Origin of the sequence: Providencia sp. PROV174, from assembly GCF_028480685.1 — a bacterium.
GTDB classification, from domain to species: Bacteria; Pseudomonadota; Gammaproteobacteria; order Enterobacterales; family Enterobacteriaceae; genus Providencia; species Providencia rettgeri.
In genome coordinates this window covers 241,135-258,411 of sequence record NZ_JAMPOT010000007.1, presented here as the reverse complement: position 1 = coordinate 258,411, position 17,277 = coordinate 241,135, and the positions used below count along the sequence as shown (strand labels likewise).

17 protein-coding genes are annotated in these 17,277 nt (G+C 40.2%); 12 read left to right on the top strand and 5 right to left on the bottom strand.

Features of this window, described 5'->3' with window-relative positions; genetic code table 11:
• The first annotated feature begins 140 nt into the window (after positions 1–140).
• From rluE to PSE60_RS04750, 9 genes are all read left to right on the top strand, one after another.
• Positions 141–791 carry a 23S rRNA pseudouridine(2457) synthase RluE gene (gene rluE / locus PSE60_RS04790; protein WP_336298606.1) on the top strand — a complete coding sequence of 217 codons (651 nt, stop codon included), beginning with the start codon at positions 141–143 and terminating at the stop codon, positions 789–791.
• Complete coding sequence (locus PSE60_RS04785; RefSeq protein ID WP_210837753.1) at positions 784–1,233, top strand: NUDIX hydrolase; 450 nt, start codon at positions 784–786, stop codon at positions 1,231–1,233. Before rluE ends, PSE60_RS04785 begins: the two co-directional genes overlap by 8 nt.
• A 139-nt stretch (positions 1,234–1,372) precedes the next feature.
• Positions 1,373–2,476, top strand: a complete 1,104-nt coding sequence (mnmA, locus tag PSE60_RS04780) for a tRNA 2-thiouridine(34) synthase MnmA (RefSeq protein ID WP_272664799.1) — start codon at positions 1,373–1,375, stop codon at positions 2,474–2,476.
• A 2-nt stretch (positions 2,477–2,478) separates the two neighbouring features.
• A complete protein-coding gene (hflD, locus tag PSE60_RS04775; RefSeq protein WP_004911750.1) occupies positions 2,479–3,105 on the top strand; it encodes a high frequency lysogenization protein HflD in 627 nt (208 codons plus the stop codon).
• Positions 3,106–3,122: 17 nt separating this feature from the next.
• Positions 3,123–4,493, top strand: a complete 1,371-nt coding sequence (purB, locus tag PSE60_RS04770; RefSeq protein WP_272664701.1) for an adenylosuccinate lyase — start codon at positions 3,123–3,125, stop codon at positions 4,491–4,493.
• A gap of 240 nt (positions 4,494–4,733) precedes the next feature.
• Complete coding sequence (phoP, locus tag PSE60_RS04765) at positions 4,734–5,408, top strand: two-component system response regulator PhoP (protein WP_210837758.1); 675 nt, start codon at positions 4,734–4,736, stop codon at positions 5,406–5,408.
• Position 5,409: 1 nt separating this feature from the next.
• The gene (phoQ, locus tag PSE60_RS04760) at positions 5,410–6,867 is read left to right on the top strand and encodes a two-component system sensor histidine kinase PhoQ (RefSeq protein WP_272664700.1); all 1,458 of its coding nucleotides are present in this window, start codon (positions 5,410–5,412) and stop codon (positions 6,865–6,867) included.
• A gap of 249 nt (positions 6,868–7,116) precedes the next feature.
• Complete coding sequence (locus PSE60_RS04755; protein ID WP_272664699.1) at positions 7,117–8,241, top strand: ribosomal protein uL16 3-hydroxylase; 1,125 nt, start codon at positions 7,117–7,119, stop codon at positions 8,239–8,241.
• Between the two features lie 329 nt (positions 8,242–8,570).
• Entirely contained in the window at positions 8,571–9,170 is a 600-nt protein-coding gene (locus PSE60_RS04750) for a LysE family translocator (protein ID WP_272664698.1), read from the top strand.
• Between the two features lie 50 nt (positions 9,171–9,220).
• On the opposite strand, the gene pepT is transcribed toward PSE60_RS04750, so the two are convergent.
• Positions 9,221–10,456 (bottom strand): peptidase T, encoded by a 1,236-nt coding sequence (pepT, locus tag PSE60_RS04745; RefSeq protein WP_272664697.1) that lies wholly within the window; start codon positions 10,454–10,456, stop codon positions 9,221–9,223.
• A 386-nt stretch (positions 10,457–10,842) separates the two neighbouring features.
• Between pepT and PSE60_RS04740 the strand changes: the two genes are divergently transcribed.
• Positions 10,843–11,553, top strand: coding sequence for an SDR family oxidoreductase (locus PSE60_RS04740; RefSeq protein ID WP_272664696.1), 711 nt, complete (start codon positions 10,843–10,845; stop codon positions 11,551–11,553).
• 51 nt (positions 11,554–11,604) lie between these two features.
• Here the strand turns inward: PSE60_RS04740 and cobB are convergent, their stop codons facing one another.
• On the bottom strand, positions 11,605–12,438 hold the full coding sequence (gene cobB / locus PSE60_RS04735) for a Sir2 family NAD+-dependent deacetylase (protein ID WP_272664798.1): 834 nt from the start codon (positions 12,436–12,438) through the stop codon (positions 11,605–11,607).
• 420 nt (positions 12,439–12,858) lie between these two features.
• On the opposite strand from cobB, the gene PSE60_RS04730 reads away from it, so the two are divergent.
• Positions 12,859–13,347: a TIGR00645 family protein gene (locus PSE60_RS04730; RefSeq protein WP_094960443.1), complete on the top strand. Its 489-nt coding sequence runs from the start codon at positions 12,859–12,861 to the stop codon at positions 13,345–13,347.
• Positions 13,348–13,487: 140 nt separating this feature from the next.
• Complete coding sequence (locus tag PSE60_RS04725) at positions 13,488–14,033, top strand: class IV adenylate cyclase (protein WP_272664695.1); 546 nt, start codon at positions 13,488–13,490, stop codon at positions 14,031–14,033.
• Positions 14,034–14,100: 67 nt separating this feature from the next.
• On the opposite strand, the gene lolE is transcribed toward PSE60_RS04725, so the two are convergent.
• The 3 genes from lolE to lolC are packed head-to-tail and all read right to left on the bottom strand — an operon-like array spanning position 14,101 to position 17,244.
• Complete coding sequence (lolE, locus tag PSE60_RS04720) at positions 14,101–15,348, bottom strand: lipoprotein-releasing ABC transporter permease subunit LolE (protein ID WP_272664694.1); 1,248 nt, start codon at positions 15,346–15,348, stop codon at positions 14,101–14,103.
• Positions 15,348–16,049: a lipoprotein-releasing ABC transporter ATP-binding protein LolD gene (lolD, locus tag PSE60_RS04715; RefSeq protein WP_272664693.1), complete on the bottom strand. Its 702-nt coding sequence runs from the start codon at positions 16,047–16,049 to the stop codon at positions 15,348–15,350. The genes lolE and lolD overlap by 1 nt, the downstream gene beginning before the upstream one ends.
• A complete protein-coding gene (gene lolC, locus PSE60_RS04710; RefSeq protein WP_272664692.1) occupies positions 16,042–17,244 on the bottom strand; it encodes a lipoprotein-releasing ABC transporter permease subunit LolC in 1,203 nt (400 codons plus the stop codon). Before lolC ends, lolD begins: the two co-directional genes overlap by 8 nt.
• Between the last annotated feature and the right edge of the window lie 33 nt (positions 17,245–17,277).

The window sequence follows — 17,277 nt, the reverse complement described above, 5'->3', positions numbered from 1 at the left end:
TGATTTAAATGTTTTTAAAGTTGTTAATTAAATATTACATCGCCATGAAAAATCCGTTCTAGGATCAAACCGTTAAATCTCCTACACTAGATGGAATAAATCGCCGTAAATTAAAACTCATAAATTCTCATTGAATGACCATGAACAGACCGAACAAAAAATCAGTTGCGAAGAAAAATCGTTACTCGCCCCCCCCTACTACTTTAAAGCATAGGACTAAACGGGTTTCGGGGCATTCGCAAGCATCAACTAAAATCATCTTATTTAACAAGCCATTTGATGTTCTTCCTCAATTTACTGATGAACAAGGTCGCGATACACTAAAAAAATATATTCCAATCAATGATGTATACGCCGCTGGACGTCTTGATAGAGACAGTGAAGGGCTATTAATATTAACCAATGATGGAAAACTACAGGCACGTTTAACTCAACCACAGAAAAAAACAGGGAAAATATACTATGCTCAGGTAGAAGGTATTCCCGATGAAGACGCACTACTAAAATTTCGGCGGGGGTTAACATTAAATGATGGTCCAACACTCCCTGCGGGAGTCGAGTTAGTTGGCGAACCAGAATGGCTATGGCAAAGAACCCCGCCAATACGGGAACGCAAAAATATCCCGACTAGCTGGTTAAAAATTACATTATATGAAGGACGTAATCGGCAAGTCCGTCGTATGACGGCAAATATAGGTTTCCCAACACTTAGGCTAATTCGTTATCAAATTGGTGAATTTAATTTGGGAAATCTTTCAGTTGGCGAATGGAAGGAGGTAACTGTTGTTTAAACCCAATGTGACTGTAGCAACTGTCGTGCATGCACAAGGCAAATTTTTAGTCGTGGAAGAGTGGATAAATGACAAACCCACTTGGAATCAACCTGCTGGGCATTTAGAAGCTGATGAGACTATTTTGCAAGCCGCTGAACGCGAATTATTAGAAGAAACGGGAATCAAAGCAACACCCACACAATTAATTAAGATTCATCAATGGATTGCCCCAGATAAAACCCAGTTTATCCGCTTTTTATTTGCCGTAGAACTTGAATCCATTTGTGAGACACAGCCACAAGACAGTGATATTAGCGACTGTCATTGGCTGACTGCCCAAGAAATTCTAAACAGCAACTGTCTGCGTTCGCCATTAGTGGCGGAAAGTCTGCGCTGTTTTCTCACAGGAAAGCATTATCCTCTCGATATCTTAACAGCTTACGGCGATCATTATCTTTAAGCACTCAACTTCTGCTTGGTGAAGATTTCACCAAGCAATAATATTCCCCCGTAACTCTGGTGTAATGCGGGAACAACATGCTAAAGTATGGGGCTTGATTTTTCCGCAGTGAGATATTTCCATGTCAAATAATAGTACCATGTCAGATAACAGCCAAAAAAAAGTCATCGTCGGGATGTCCGGTGGTGTTGACTCCTCTGTATCCGCTTATTTGCTACAGCAACAAGGGTATCAGGTTGCTGGTCTGTTTATGAAGAACTGGGAAGAAGATGACGACACAGAATATTGTTCAGCTGCTACTGACCTTGCCGATGCACAAGCTGTGTGTGACAAATTGGGTATTGAACTTCATACCATTAATTTCGCTGCTGAATATTGGGACAATGTTTTCGAACATTTCTTAACTGAATACAAAGCAGGCCGCACACCGAACCCAGATATTCTCTGCAACAAAGAAATCAAGTTTAAAGCTTTCTTAGAATTTGCGGCTGAAGATTTAGGCGCAGATTACATTGCTACTGGTCACTATGTGCGCCGCCGTGACATCAATGGTAAAAGCCAATTATTACGTGGTTTAGATAACAACAAAGACCAAAGCTATTTTTTATATACTCTGAGCCACGAACAAGTAGCTAAAAGCCTTTTCCCAGTTGGCGAACTCGAAAAACCTGAAGTACGCCGTATTGCAGAAGAAATTGGCTTAATTACTGCAAAGAAAAAAGACTCCACGGGGATCTGTTTCATTGGTGAGCGTAAGTTCCGCGACTTTTTAGGCCGCTACTTACCCGCTCAACCGGGCCCTATCGTCACTGTTGATGGCGAAACAATTGGTCAGCATGAAGGTTTGATGTACCACACTTTAGGACAACGAAAAGGTCTCGGCATCGGTGGTACAAAAGAAGGCTCCGAAGAACCTTGGTATGTTGTCGATAAAGACGTCGAAAACAACATCCTTATCGTAGCTCAAGGCCATGAACACCCTCGTTTAATGTCTGTTGGGTTAATTGCCCAGCAATTACATTGGGTTGACCGAAAAACCATGACTGAGCCACTACGTTGCGTAGTAAAAACACGTTATCGTCAAGCGGATATCCCTTGTACGATTACCCCACTAAGTGATGATCGCATTGAAGTTACTTTTGACTACCCAGTCGCGGCTGTCACTCCAGGTCAATCCGCTGTATTTTATATCGATGAAGTTTGTCTCGGTGGCGGTATTATTGAAGCCCGTATTCAGGAGTAAATGTGGCAAAAAACTATTATGACATTACGCTTGCTTTAGCGGGTATCTGCCAAGCAAGCGCGATGGTTCAAAAACTCGCACATGAAGGTGTTTGTCTTGAGAAAGACACTGAAACCATGGTCAATAGCCTCACCAATATGAATCCAAAATCCACTTTGGATGTATTTGGTAATGATGCCGAAAATTTAAAGACGGGTCTCAGTGCCATGCTAGGTATGCTGACTGGCGGTAACAGTGGTTTATCCGCTGAAATGACGCGATATATGTTAAGTATTATGACACTTGAACGTCGCCTCAATAAAAATCAAGAAGCGATGAACCAGTTAGGCCAACGTATTGAACAATTTGAGCGCCAAGCGGGTTATTTTGAGCCACTTTCTGAAGGCGTGTTTAACGCACTAGCGGGTATTTATGTAGATGTAGTCAGCCCAGCTGGACCGCGAATTCAAGTCACTGGTTCCCCTGACATCCTAAAAAACACACTCGTTCAAGCAAAAGTTAGAGCCACCTTGCTCGCAGGTATTCGCTGTGCAGTGCTTTGGCAACAAGTTGGTGGAAGTCGTATCCAACTCATGTTCTCTCGCAATCGTCTGGCTAATCAGGCGAAAGATATTTTGTCTCACCTTTAAATCTGGAGTTGCTACCAATGGAATTATCCTCACTGACCGCTGTATCCCCGATTGACGGCCGTTACGGTGATAAAGTCAGCACGTTACGCACTATTTTTAGTGAGTTTGGTTTACTGAAATTTCGCGTACAAGTTGAAGTTCGCTGGCTACAAAAACTGGCTGCAACCGCTCAAATCAAAGAAGTTCCTGCATTTGACGCTGACGCAATCGCTTACTTGGATGAAATTGTCGCGAACTTCTGTGAAAAAGACGCAATGCGTATCAAAGAAATTGAACGCACAACTAACCATGATGTGAAAGCTGTAGAATACTTCCTAAAAGAAAAGGTAGCGGACATCCCTGCTCTTCATGCAGTTTCTGAATTTATTCACTTTGCTTGTACTTCAGAAGATATCAATAACCTCTCTCACGCATTAATGCTGAAAACCGCTCGTGAAGAAGTTTTGCTGCCACAATGGCGTCAAATCATTGATAAAATCAAAACAATGGCTCATGAGTACCGCAATTTACCGTTACTGTCACGTACACACGGCCAACCTGCAACCCCATCCACCATTGGTAAAGAGTTTGCGAACGTTGCTTATCGTTTAGAGCGCCAATTCCGCCAGCTACAACAAGTTGAAATTCTAGGTAAAATCAATGGCGCAGTCGGTAACTATAATGCACATATGGTCGCTTATCCTGAAGTTAACTGGCACGAATTCAGCGAAACCTTCGTCACATCGTTAGGCATTCAATGGAACCCATTCACTACGCAAATTGAACCTCATGACTATATTGCTGAGTTATTTGATTGCGTCGCTCGCTTTAACACTATCGTGTTAGACTTCGACCGTGATATTTGGGGCTATATCGCATTAAATCACTTCAAACAAAAAACAATCGCAGGTGAAATTGGTTCCTCGACCATGCCACACAAAGTCAACCCGATTGATTTCGAAAACTCTGAAGGCAATTTAGGCTTAGCCAATGCCGTCTTAGGCCATTTAGCTAGCAAACTCCCCGTTTCTCGCTGGCAGCGTGACTTAACTGACTCGACAGTATTACGTAATCTCGGTGTCGGCTTAGGTTATGCATTGATTGCTTATCAATCAACCATGAAAGGTTTGAATAAATTAGAAGTTAATGAACAACATTTACTGGATGAATTAGACCAAAACTGGGAAGTATTAGCAGAGCCAATTCAAACTGTAATGCGCCGTTATGGTATTGAAAAACCGTACGAAAAACTCAAAGAATTGACCCGAGGTAAACGTGTTACTGCTGAAGGTATGAAACAATTTATTGATAGTTTAGAATTACCAGAGCACGAAAAAACGCGTTTGAAGGAAATGACGCCTGCTAACTACATCGGTTACGCTGTCACTTTTATCGATGAGCTAAAATAGCTTTCATGCTTTCAAATTAGGCGGCTTATAAGTCGCCTTTTTTAATTACCATTCTGAATTCCCTGTTCTATCCCTCATACTAAACTATTCAAAGCTAAATATAGATAAATTATATTTCCGCTTCGTTTGATTTATATTTACTTAATCCCTTGTCGTTATTCAGAACTCTTTTTACCATAGCGTATCTAGTGCTACTATCCGATAAGTTGTAGCTATCTCTTTTCAATATGAGGGTTTCCGATGCGAATTCTTATTGTCGAAGACAACGCGTTACTTCGTCACCATTTAACCGTACAGCTTAAAGAGCTTGGCCATCAGGTTGATTCAGCTGAAGACGCAAAAGAAGCTGATTACTTTTTACACGAAAGCTGTCCAGATATCGCAGTTGTCGATTTGGGCCTACCTGATGAAGACGGACTTTCTATGATCAAACGCTGGCGTAGTGAGCACGTCAATATTCCACTTTTAGTATTAACCGCTCGGGAAAGTTGGCAAGAAAAAGTACAAGCGCTAAACAGTGGTGCTGATGACTACGTGACTAAACCTTTCCAGCTAGAAGAACTGGTCGCCCGTATGCAAGCTTTGATGCGCAGAAACAGTGGTCTTGCCTCACAAGTACTCGAATTAGGCAATTTCGTGATTGACCTATCGCGCAAAGAATTTACCGTTAATGGCGAAGCCGTCAAATTAACTGCTTTTGAATACACTATCATCGAGACGCTACTGCGCAACAACGGGAAAGTGGTTAGCAAAGACTCGTTAATGCGCCAGCTTTATCCAGATGCAGAACTCAGAGAAAGTCATACTATTGATGTTCTAATGGGTCGTTTACGCAAAAAAATTCAACAGTTTCATAGTGATGATGTAATTGTCACAGTACGTGGTCAAGGCTACCGTTTTGATGTGAATGGCTAATATGAAGCTACGTAAATTTAAGTTCAAACCCCTTTCGCTACGAGCACGTTTTCTCTGTGCAACATCAGCGGTGATCTTGGCACTCACCTTATCCTACGGTATCGTCGCGATTTTGGGGTATTTGATTAGTTTCGATAAAACCACTTACACCCTATTACGTAGCCAAAGTAATTTAATTTATAGCCTAGCCCAATGGCAAAACCAGAAAATTGACATTCGCGTCCCCCCAAATTTCACGTTAAACAACCCGACTTTGGTCATTATTTATGATGAACAAGGGCTTGTGTTATGGCGCCAACGTGATGTACCTAGCGTTGAACGGCTGATCCGTAATGACTGGCTTAAAAAAGAAGGATTATATGAAATTGATACAGACATTCGCGAAACTCGTCAACTCCTAGATGACAACCCCGAATTCAATACAAAATTAGATGACATGGATAACGACGATGAACCGCTTACTCACTCCGTGTCCGTCAACCAATATGCAGCTAGTGAAAACTTGCCTCCGCTCACCATTGTCGTTGTTGATACACTACCGCAAGACTTACAAAATACGGGTTTAGTTTGGGAATGGTTCGGTTATGTGTTACTGGCTAACTTAATCTTAGTTATCCCACTATTATGGTTAGCGGCCTATTGGAGCCTACGGCCAATTAAATCATTAGTATCACAACTCAGTAGCCTAGAAAAAGGTGAACGAGATACTCTAGATGAGAACCCTCCGTATGAGCTTCGTGGGCTAGTACGTAATCTTAATATTTTATTAACGAATGAACGTAAGCGATACAGTAAATACCGCACGACACTTTCTGATTTAACACACAGTTTAAAGACGCCTTTAGCCGTTTTACAGTCAACGCTGCGGCTACTTCGTTCAGGTAAGCAAATGAATATTGAGCAGGCTGAACCCATCATGCTCGAACAAATTGGCCGTATATCTCAACAGGTGGGTTATTATTTGCACCGCGCATCAACGCAAGGTGATGAAAATATGATGCTACGCGAAATTTCATCTGTTCCATCAATATTAGACAGCCTTGCGAGTGCTCTCCACAAAGTTTACCAGCACAAAGGCGTTTCTATTACGGTGAATGTTTCTCCTGAAACAACTTGGCTGGGTCAACCAAATGACTTTATGGAAGTGATGGGTAATATCATGGAAAACGCGTGTAAATATTGCCTTGAATTCGTCGAGGTTAGCGCTATTGCTGGAATTGATAGCTTAACACTGGTTGTTGATGATGATGGCCCGGGTGTGCCTGAAAGCAAACGTAGTTTGATTTTCGTTCGTGGGCAACGTGCAGACACCCTTCGCCCTGGTCAAGGTTTGGGCTTATCCATTGCAGTGGATATTATCGATCAATATGATGGAGATATCACAATTAGTGACAGCCCGCTTGGTGGCGCTCGTTTATCCGTCACATTTAAGCAGCAATCTATGATTGAAGATAGTTAATCTGTGATATGCGTCCGCTTGTCCCCTATTTTACAAACCATTTCCGGTATACTATTTATGAAGTGTTTTATAAAAAGTAATTTAGGGTAATGTACTTGGTTCCTCTCAAGATAAACCTTTAATACCAGTTTCTCAGAAAGTTTATTTAACAGCATACCATTACACACATAAGGTCATTTTGCAGTATTGGGACCGGGTATATTGTAATAAACTGATTAGCAATACTTAGCAGCTCCAAGGGACAATAAGATGGATTACAAACTAAATCTCGACTGGCAAAGTTTCCTCGGCAGTCACTGGCAGAAGCGCCCACTGCTTATCAAAAAAGGGTTTGCAAATTTTATTGATCCTATCTCGCCTGATGAACTTGCAGGTTTGGCGATGGAAGATGAGGTTGATAGCCGTTTGGTTAGCCATAAAGAAGGGATTTGGCAGGTTGGTCACGGGCCATTTGAAAGCTATGACCACCTTGGCGAAGAGAATTGGTCTATTTTAGTTCAAGCAGTTGACCATTGGCATCATCCAAGTTCTGCATTGATGAAACCATTTCGCGTGCTTTCGGACTGGCGAATGGACGACTTAATGATTTCCTACTCTGTCCCCGGCGGTGGTGTAGGTCCTCACCTCGACCAATACGATGTGTTTATTATTCAAGGTGAAGGCCGTCGTCATTGGCGAGTGGGTGAAAAAATCCCAATGAAACAACATTCCCCGCACCCTGACTTACTACAAGTTCAACCTTTTGACGCCATCATCGACGAAGAAATGGAATCCGGCGATATTTTATATATTCCACCTGGGTTTCCACATGAAGGTTACGCCATTGAGCCTTCATTAAATTACTCAGTTGGTTTCCGTGCCCCAAATACTCGTGAGCTGCTCAGTAGCTTTGCAGACCACTTAATTTCTAATGACTTAGGCAGTTATCGTTATAGCGATCCTGATTTATCATTCCGTGATAACCCTGCTGAGATCTTGCAAGGTGAACAAATTAAACTACGCGAGATGATGGAATCACTGATTAATGACCCTGAGCTATTTCGTAAATGGCTAGGTGAGTTTATCTCACAATCACGCCACGAATTAGACATTGCCCCACCTGAACCACCTTATGAGCAAGAAGAAATTTATGATTTACTGAAAACTCAGCAAGAAACCTTATACAAATTAAATGGTCTCAGAGCATTACGCGTTGGCGACCAATTTTTTGTTAATGGAGAATGCTTAGAAACTGAGTGTTATGAGGCTGCTGATAGTTTGTGTCGTTATGATGCCGTTAATAGTCAAATTTTAGCTGATGCCATTGATGATGTTAACTTTATCGCACTGCTTACCGCACTCGTCAATAATGGTTATTGGTATTTTGATGATTAATCAGTACTTATAATATTAAATTGGTACTTGATAAAAAGGCTCATTAATTATGAGCCTTTTATTAAAAATAATATTATCGGCATAATATAACCCCGCCCTATTACCCATTAATAAAAGCCGCTGATTGCAATTAAAATATCCTTATTAATGACTAAATTATTTATTTTTTTATATATTTTATTTTTCATTTACATACTCATATTATGATCCTTACTTGCCCGTAAGCACGCAAAGATAAAGCACATTATTTGATTCAACTCTAAACTGTTTTTACTTCACCATTATCAATCTCACACAGTACTAATTACCCCCTTAAAGATGATAACAACATGAACATAGAAACACTTTTGGCTTTATCATTGTTTTCCTTTGTGACATCCATAACTCCAGGTCCAAATAATATTATGTTACTTGCTTCAGGTATTAACTTTGGATTTAGCAAAACACTACCGCATTCATTTGGAGTATCAATTGGTTTTTTTATTATGCTGATTGCTGTCGGACTTGGAGTGGGAGCTTTGATTCAAACATCCCCTATAATTTATTCAATATTAAAATATTTTGGAATTATTTATTTGTTCTGGCTTGCATGGAAAACGACTATTAGCCATTCAGTTGCACAGACAAGTAACCAAGAAACTAAACCGCTAACTTTGTTAGAAGCGACATTATTTCAATGGATAAACCCTAAAGCATTGATGATGGCTATCTCTGGAATGGCGATGTATACCAATATAAATGCCCCCTATTTATCAATGGTACAGGTTGCCGTTATATTTGCGGCCATCAACTGGCCATGTGTTGCTATTTGGGCGATGTTTGGCAGTAAATTAAGAGAAAAACTAAAACAACCTAAGACATTAAAACGTTTTAATTTAGTCATGGGAGTTTTACTGGCACTTAGTGGTGTTTCTGTATTATTTCAATAGCAAATGTAAGCGCGCTTATTGTTATAAGCACGCTTATTTATCATAAAATATCACGATTGCCTTGCGTGAATAGCCGTTAGTTCCGCAATACGCATGATCACACTAACCGCCTGCTCCATACCCTCTTGTGTTATAAATTCATGTTTACTATGAAAGTTATAGCCACCAGTGAAAATATTTGGGCACGGTAAACCACGATGTGAAAGCTGCGCACCGTCAGTACCACCACGGACGGGTTGGATAATTGGTTCAATACCACAATCAAGCATGGCTTGTTTAGCTAATTCAATAACATGTGGGTACTTCATGACTTCTTTATGCATGTTATAATAGGTATCATCAAGCGTCAGTTCGATATAACAGCTCGGATGTAACCCTTCACCAATTTTTTCAGCAATTCGAATGATATTTTTCTTCCTAGCTTCAAAGCCTGCTAAGTCAAAATCACGAATAATATAATTCAATTCTGCCTTTTCTACTGTCCCTTTTAACGATGTTAAATGATAAAAACCTTCATAACCTTCGGTGTTTTCAGGTGTTTCATCAGGTGGTAACATCGAATGAATACGGTTCGCTAGCCCTAATGCATTCACCATTACGCCTTTAGCTGTGCCGGGATGCGTGTTATTGCCAACAATTTTAATAGAAACATTAGCTGCATTAAAATTTTCATACTCTAACTCACCAACCCCACCACCATCGACGGTATAGGCCCACAATGCATCAAATTGTTTAAAATCGATATGTCGAGCCCCACGACCTATCTCTTCATCAGGGGTAAATGCAAGACAGATTTTACCATGAGGAATGTTCTTACCCTTTAAACGCACTAGAGCTGTAATTATTTCTGCGATACCCGCTTTATCATCGGCACCGAGTAAGGTTTTACCATCGGTCATGATGAGGGTTTTGCCAATCATTTCATGCAGCACCGGAAACATCACTGGGGATAGCACTTCATCACCAATACCTAACGCGATATCCCCCCCCCGATAATTTTCGAGGACTTGTGGACTCACATTTTTACCTGAAAAATCAGGTGCTGTGTCTAAATGTGAAATAAACCCAATAGTAGGAACATCCCAATCAACGTTTGACGGTAAATAAGCCATCACACAACCTTGATCACTAAGCGTTATTTTTTCAAAACCTAATTCATTCAGCTCGCTAACTAATGCACGAGCAAACTTTAGCTGTCCTGCGCTGCTAGGCACTGTCTTGGCGTTTGGTTTTGATTGTGTATCGAAAGCGGTATATTCAAAAAACCGCTCTAAGAGTTTGTCCATACCCTTCCCCCTAAAATATCAATGTCCATATTATGGGAAAGATCACAGATTCAATTATTGTTTCAAATCAGCTTTCCTGTTAATGCTCTCTATTTTTTGCAGGAAATCGTTAGTGAAATTTATTTTTTAGCGTAATTTTTATAGGCTACCTATTACACTGGCAATCAATACCTATAATAAATAAGGGTAATAATCAAATTGTATTAATTAGTAGGTTATTATTTATTTGTTACTTAAATACCTCTCATTTGGTTAAATATCACTCACCTACTACACGAATCATCAATCATTAAATTGAAATAGTATGCTATATATGAAGTCTTATTATTTTATTTATTAGCTGATTAATAAATAAAACGAAATTTTACTCGTTAACAGGAAAACTCATGTCAAAAACATGTTTAATTTATGGTGTTAGCAAAGGCTTAGGTAAAGCATTGGTCGAAGGATTCCCTGAAAAAGCAGACCATATTTATGGAGTGTCTCGCTCAAAACCTCCTTTTGAACATACTAACTTTACGTGGATTCCTGCTGATTTAAATGATATTCATAGCGCGAATGCCATTAAGCAGATTATTCAGGACCAACCTATTCATACCTTAATTTATAATGTGGGTATTTGGGAGAAACTGGCTTTTAGTGAAGAATACCAATTTGAATCGACTGATGACATAGAGTTACTCAATATGATTCAAACCAATATCAGTGCCTGTTTATTAAATTTAAAAGCGCTATTACCCAATTTACGTTTAGCAAAAAATAGCAAGATTATATTGATCGGTTCTACATGGGGTTTAGATAACCATAATGGTAAAGAAGTCACCTTTTCCGCCACTAAATATGCCCTCAGGGGTATAGCACAGTCGTTAAGAGAAACACTACGTGAAGATAAAATAGCCATATCAGTCATAAATTTAGGTTATCTAGCAACTGAATACCCATTAGCCGTTCCGGCTGACGAAGTCATTGAAAAAAGTAATGGGCAGCTAATCCCATTACAAGATGTTGTCAATGCCGTACGCTTTATCGCTAGCACAAGCAATGCAACCTGTGTCAAAGAAATTACGATGCCAGCTATGATGGATACAAATGTCTAACCTATAAGAGAAAACAATACGTTTCCCCTTATATTATTATGTATTGAAAGCTTATTGCGCGGTATTTTTAACCTGTAACTCCGTAATAAGCTTATTGATATATTCAACAACAACTTTGCTGGCTAAACCATAGTGTTTCTCATCAAACTCACTTTCCACTTGGCTAGGCTCTAAATTAAGTTCGACCGTATGTGCCCCATGCAATTTAGCCTCGTGAACAAAACCCGCCGCAGGGTATACATGACCAGACGTCCCAATAGAAATAAAAATAGCCGCAGATTCAAGGGATTGATAGATATAATCCATTCCAATTGGCATCTCACCAAACCAAACAATATGGGGCCTGAGCGGCTGAGGAAATTGGCAACAATGACAACGGTCATCTACAGATAAATCCCCTTTCCACTCCAATACTTGATTTGACCAGTTGCAGCGAACTTTTAGTAATTCACCATGCATATGGATAACTCGCTGACTTCCCGCTCTTTCATGTAAATTATCTATATTTTGCGTAATTAACAAAAAACGGTCACCAAAAAGCTCTTCAAGCTGAGCAAGTGCATAGTGAGCAGCGTTAGGCTTAATATTTTCTTGCTGTAACTGTCGACGTCGCTCATTATAAAAACGCTGTACTAATTTAGGGTTACGTTCGAAACCTTCAGGCGTTGCCACATCTTCAACGCGATGCTCTTCCCATAATCCATCCGCAGAACGGAATGTTTGGATCCCAGATTCAGCTGAAATACCCGCTCCTGTTAAGACGACAATATTGATATTTTTCATGTTATCCAATCTATTATCTATATAAAAAGACCGGTTACGAAGTCGCTGGCGGCGTATACATTTATTCTTACGAGCTTTTTTTAACCTATAACGAAATCGCAACATCAAAGCTTCCTTTCATCCATATAACCAATAAATTTATATCATATTAAATATTAATTGCTTTTTATCATGTCATTATGACATGAATTTAGAAATGCTGATTGTGTGAAATTATTAAAATAATCAAGCTCCAAGTGTTTATTTTATTGGCAAACTAACTATTTCCTTACCATAACTGATGACATTATCTAAATGTTAACATACTAAAACGCATCATCTTGCTGAATGCAAATAAAAATATCGAAGGTATCGATTTTGTCACTTTTTATTCATAAAAATGACATTGTTATTTCATAAATACGCCACAAAACATCCACAATGGTAAAACAATAAAAAAACCTTTCACCTTCACTCTCGCTACCGCTAAAATACGCCTCGCAGATTTTACTGTGTTATTAACTCACCACTACAAGGGATTTCATGGAAAAGTTTTTTGAAAGAGCAATGTATGCTTCACGTTGGATTTTAGCGCCTATCTATTTTGGGCTTTCACTGACACTATTGGCTTTAACCATTAAGTTCTTTCAAGAGCTATACCATATTTTGCCAAATATCCTTTCAATTCCTGAAGCGGACCTAATTTTGACGCTATTATCATTGATTGATATGGCATTAGTCGGTGGTTTATTGGTGATGGTAATGTTTTCAGGTTACGAGAACTTTGTCTCCCAAATGGATATCCCTGACAGTAGTGAAAAACTAGGCTGGCTAGGTAAAATGGACGCCTCATCATTAAAAAATAAAGTCGCGGCTTCCATTGTGGCAATTTCCTCTATTCACCTATTAAAAATCTTCATGGACTTAAAAAGCGTCTCAAATGACAAACTGATGTGGTATGTCGTCATCCACTTGACCTTTGTATTATCTGCATTTGTGATGGGCTATCTAGATAAAATGACCAAGAAATAAACGGTAAAATTTATACTCAAAGTGCCTAATTTAAACATCTAGGCACTTATCTATTCGCTAATCTCATCTTTATCTCCCTCACCAGTTTCCGCTTTGTGTTACCATCAATAGTCTGAAATACCTGTACCAAGGAACTCTACATGAGCCAACATTTCGTCGGTAAATATGAAGCTGAAATTAAATTTCAATTGCCGGACCCCGACACCTTTTTGCACAAAATAAAAGCTGATTTGGCTGAACCATTTACGGAAAATAATACAGAGACAGATTATTTCTATGAAAGCCTACATTCACCACTAGCTGGCAAGAACGTCAGTATGTGTGTACGTGAAATGGTGCCATCAGGCATAAAGTTATGGATAGTCAAAGGCCCTGGAGCTTCTGAATGCAAAGCCATTAATATTGATGACTGCAATCATGTGCAAAATATGTTAACGACACTGGGATATCATTGCTACTTAACCACAACTAAAATAAGAAGCATTTATTTTCTGAATGATATCCACATCACAATTGATCACTTGAGTGGGATCGGTTGGTTTGCTGAATTTGCCATTATGACTGATGAGCAGAATTTGCTGGATAGTTTATATCAAACGTTGATGGCGACCGCCAAACAGTATGGTTTTACAGAAGCAATGGTAGAAACTCGTAGTTATAAACAAATGTTTTTAGCAGCACAGTGATTATATAAAGAGCCAATAAATTTTTGGATTTGTACCCTAAAAATCATTGGCTCTCTACCCCTAAAAGCTATTGCCCACTGAGAATACGTGCAGGGTCTAACTTACTAGCGCGGCGAGCAGGATACCAACTGGCAAGTAAGCTCAATACAATGGTTGTAATTAAAACATAAACCACATCCATGACATGCAATTCAGAAGGTAAAAAGTCAATAAAATAGACATCACCCGATAAAATGGGATGGCCAACAATGGCCTCTATAACCTTAATCATTGGTGTTAAATTTAAAGATATGACGACCCCAAGTACAGCACCAATCAGAGAACCAACAAGGCCACCCAACAAACCATACCATAAGAAAATAGCACGAATCTGCCTATCTTTTGCCCCTAGAGTGCGCAATACCGCGATATCACTACTTTTATCTTTAACCGCCATAACAAGAGTAGAAACAATATTAAAACACGCGACGCCAATCACTAATATCATAGCTAAGTACATGATACTTCTAACCATTTGAATATCATTGTACATATAGCCATAATCACCTATCCAACTTTTTACAACAACATGATGCATGGTTTTCAAGCCTGCATCATAAACAACTTGATCGGCAATAAATGGGTCTGTGGCTTTGATTTCAAACCCTGTCACGCCATCACCATAGTCGAGATATTCTTGTGCATCTGCGAGAGGAACGAGTGCTAGTTGGTGATCTAGCAAGCCACTAAGCTTAAAAATACCCGTCACTTGTACGCGAATACGTTTAGGTTGCTGAATTTTTAAGCTGGCATCGGTATTTGGGATCATAATTGTCACCCAATCCCCAACTTTCACATTCAATGCATCAGCCACACCTTGGCCTAAAATAATCGATTGTTTGCCCGCTTCAAAATGCTGCCAAGCATCATTAAGAATGAATTGTGGTAATGCACTGACTTGTGGCTGAGTTTCTCGTGAAACCCCCATCACTTGGATTGCTTTTAAATTTGCACCACGCTCAAGTAACCCCGTAAAATTGATGTAAGGGCTAACGCCTTCAACCCCTGGCGTTTTCCGGATAACTTGTTCAGCAAATTCCAAATCCTTATAGGGTGGTTTAACAGCATAAATTTGCCCATGGGGAACAACAGATAACACACGGTTATTTAATTCGCGTTCAAAGCCATTCATTGCGCTTAAACCAATAATTAACACCGCAACCCCAAGAACAATACCCAACGTTGAAACTATCGAAACTAATGAAACCATCCCGGTTCGGCGGCGACCACGGCTGAAACGCAGCGCTGTGAGTAATGAAAGAGGCAACTTAGACATTACCGAGCCTCCAAGGTAATATTCTGCTGCAAATGCCCATCACGCATTTCCAGTTGGCGAGATAACCGGCGAGCCAGTGTCATATCATGGGTAACCACTAAAAATGCGGTCCGCTGTGTTCGGTTTAATTCCCCCAACAATTCAAAAATGGCATCTGCATTACGTAAATCAAGGTTACCCGTAGGCTCATCCGCTAAAACCAGTGCAGGCTCATTCACTAACGCCCTTGCAATAGCAACACGCTGGCGCTCTCCTCCCGATAATTCAGAAGGACGATGCCCAGCCCGATGCGCTAGTCCAACCGCTTCTAGCATTTCAGTTGCTTTCGAAAATGCAGTTTCTTTCGCAATACCACCGATTAATAAAGGCATCGCCACATTTTCAAGTGCGGTAAAATCCGGTAAAAGGTGATGAAATTGATAAATAAAACCTAAATCTTTATTACGAATAGCAGCTCGCTCATCTGAAGATAACTGATTAATATGTTGGCCACGAAAGATAACATTCCCTTCTGAAGGGGTATCTAACCCGCCCAGTAAATGTAATAAGGTACTTTTCCCCGAACCAGAACTTCCCACGATGGCCATCATTTCCCCTAGCCCCATGGAAAAACTGACATTTTTCAACACTTGCGTCGACAATGTCCCTTCCTGATATGTTTTACTTAAATTTTCACAGACCAGAAGTGGTTGTTTATTCATAACGTAACGCCTCAGCAGGTTGAACCGCGGCTGCACGCCAAGAAGGATAAAGCGTTGCCAGCAGAGAAATCAGCATTGCACTAAGTGCAATAATTAAAATACCAGAGTAATCAAGCACAATCGGTAAAGAGACACCTTTAGGTAATAAACCAATCAGCGGCATAATGACATTCAGCTGGCTAGAAAGTATCGTACCTAATATTGTACCAATGAGTGAACCAATCACCCCCGCTCCAGCGCCTTGGATCATAAAAATCATTAAAATTCGCCAACGTTTGAGGCCAAGGGTTTTTAAAATAGCAACTTCACCTTGTTTTTCCATCACTAACAATGATAGTGAAGTAATAATATTGAAGGCCGCCACCGCAATAATTAAACTGAGCAATAAGCCCATCATATTTTTTTCCATGCGAACGGCTTGGAAAAACTCCCCTTTACGCTCTCGCCAATCTTTCCATACTAGGCCATTCGGCAACACTTGCTGACTTAGAACATCAACATTTAGGGGCTCATCCAAATATAAACGCCACCCAGTAATATGCCCTGTAGGGTAACGTAACATACGTGCGGCATCTTGCTGTGCCACGACGAGTTCACTTGTATCCGCTTCCCCATTTGTTTGGAAAATACCCGCCACCGTAAATAGGCGCTGACTAGGAATACGCCCCATTGGCGTTAATTGACTCACTCCAGGTATAATTAAGCGAACTTCATCACCACGTTTTACCCCGAGCGTTTCTGCAAGTTTATTCCCCAGAAAAACATTATAACTGCCTTCTTTAAGGTCACTGCGCTCCCCAACAACCAGTTTATCCAATAACAAAGAAGGTTCTTCAGGTTCAATCCCCCCCATGACACCAACGCCAACATTGGTTCGGCTTTGTAATACCACGTCAGATTGCACAATAGGTGCGATATGGCTGACACCGTTTAAATGCTGTAGATCGGTTATTGGATACTTTGCTGGGTCTATATTTCCGGAGGCAGATGTTAAAATTGCCTGCGGCATATAAGCAAGTATGCTATCTTGTAACGATCGCTCGAACCCATTCATCACTGATGTGACGGTTATTAATGCCGTCACCCCCAGTGTGATACCAATAGCAGATAAACTGGAAACGAAACGACCAAATTTATCCGCAGCACGCCCACGTAAATAGCGTAGGCCTATAAATAATGAGACAGATTGGTGCATGAAATCTATGATGCCCCTGTTGCCAAAGCGAAG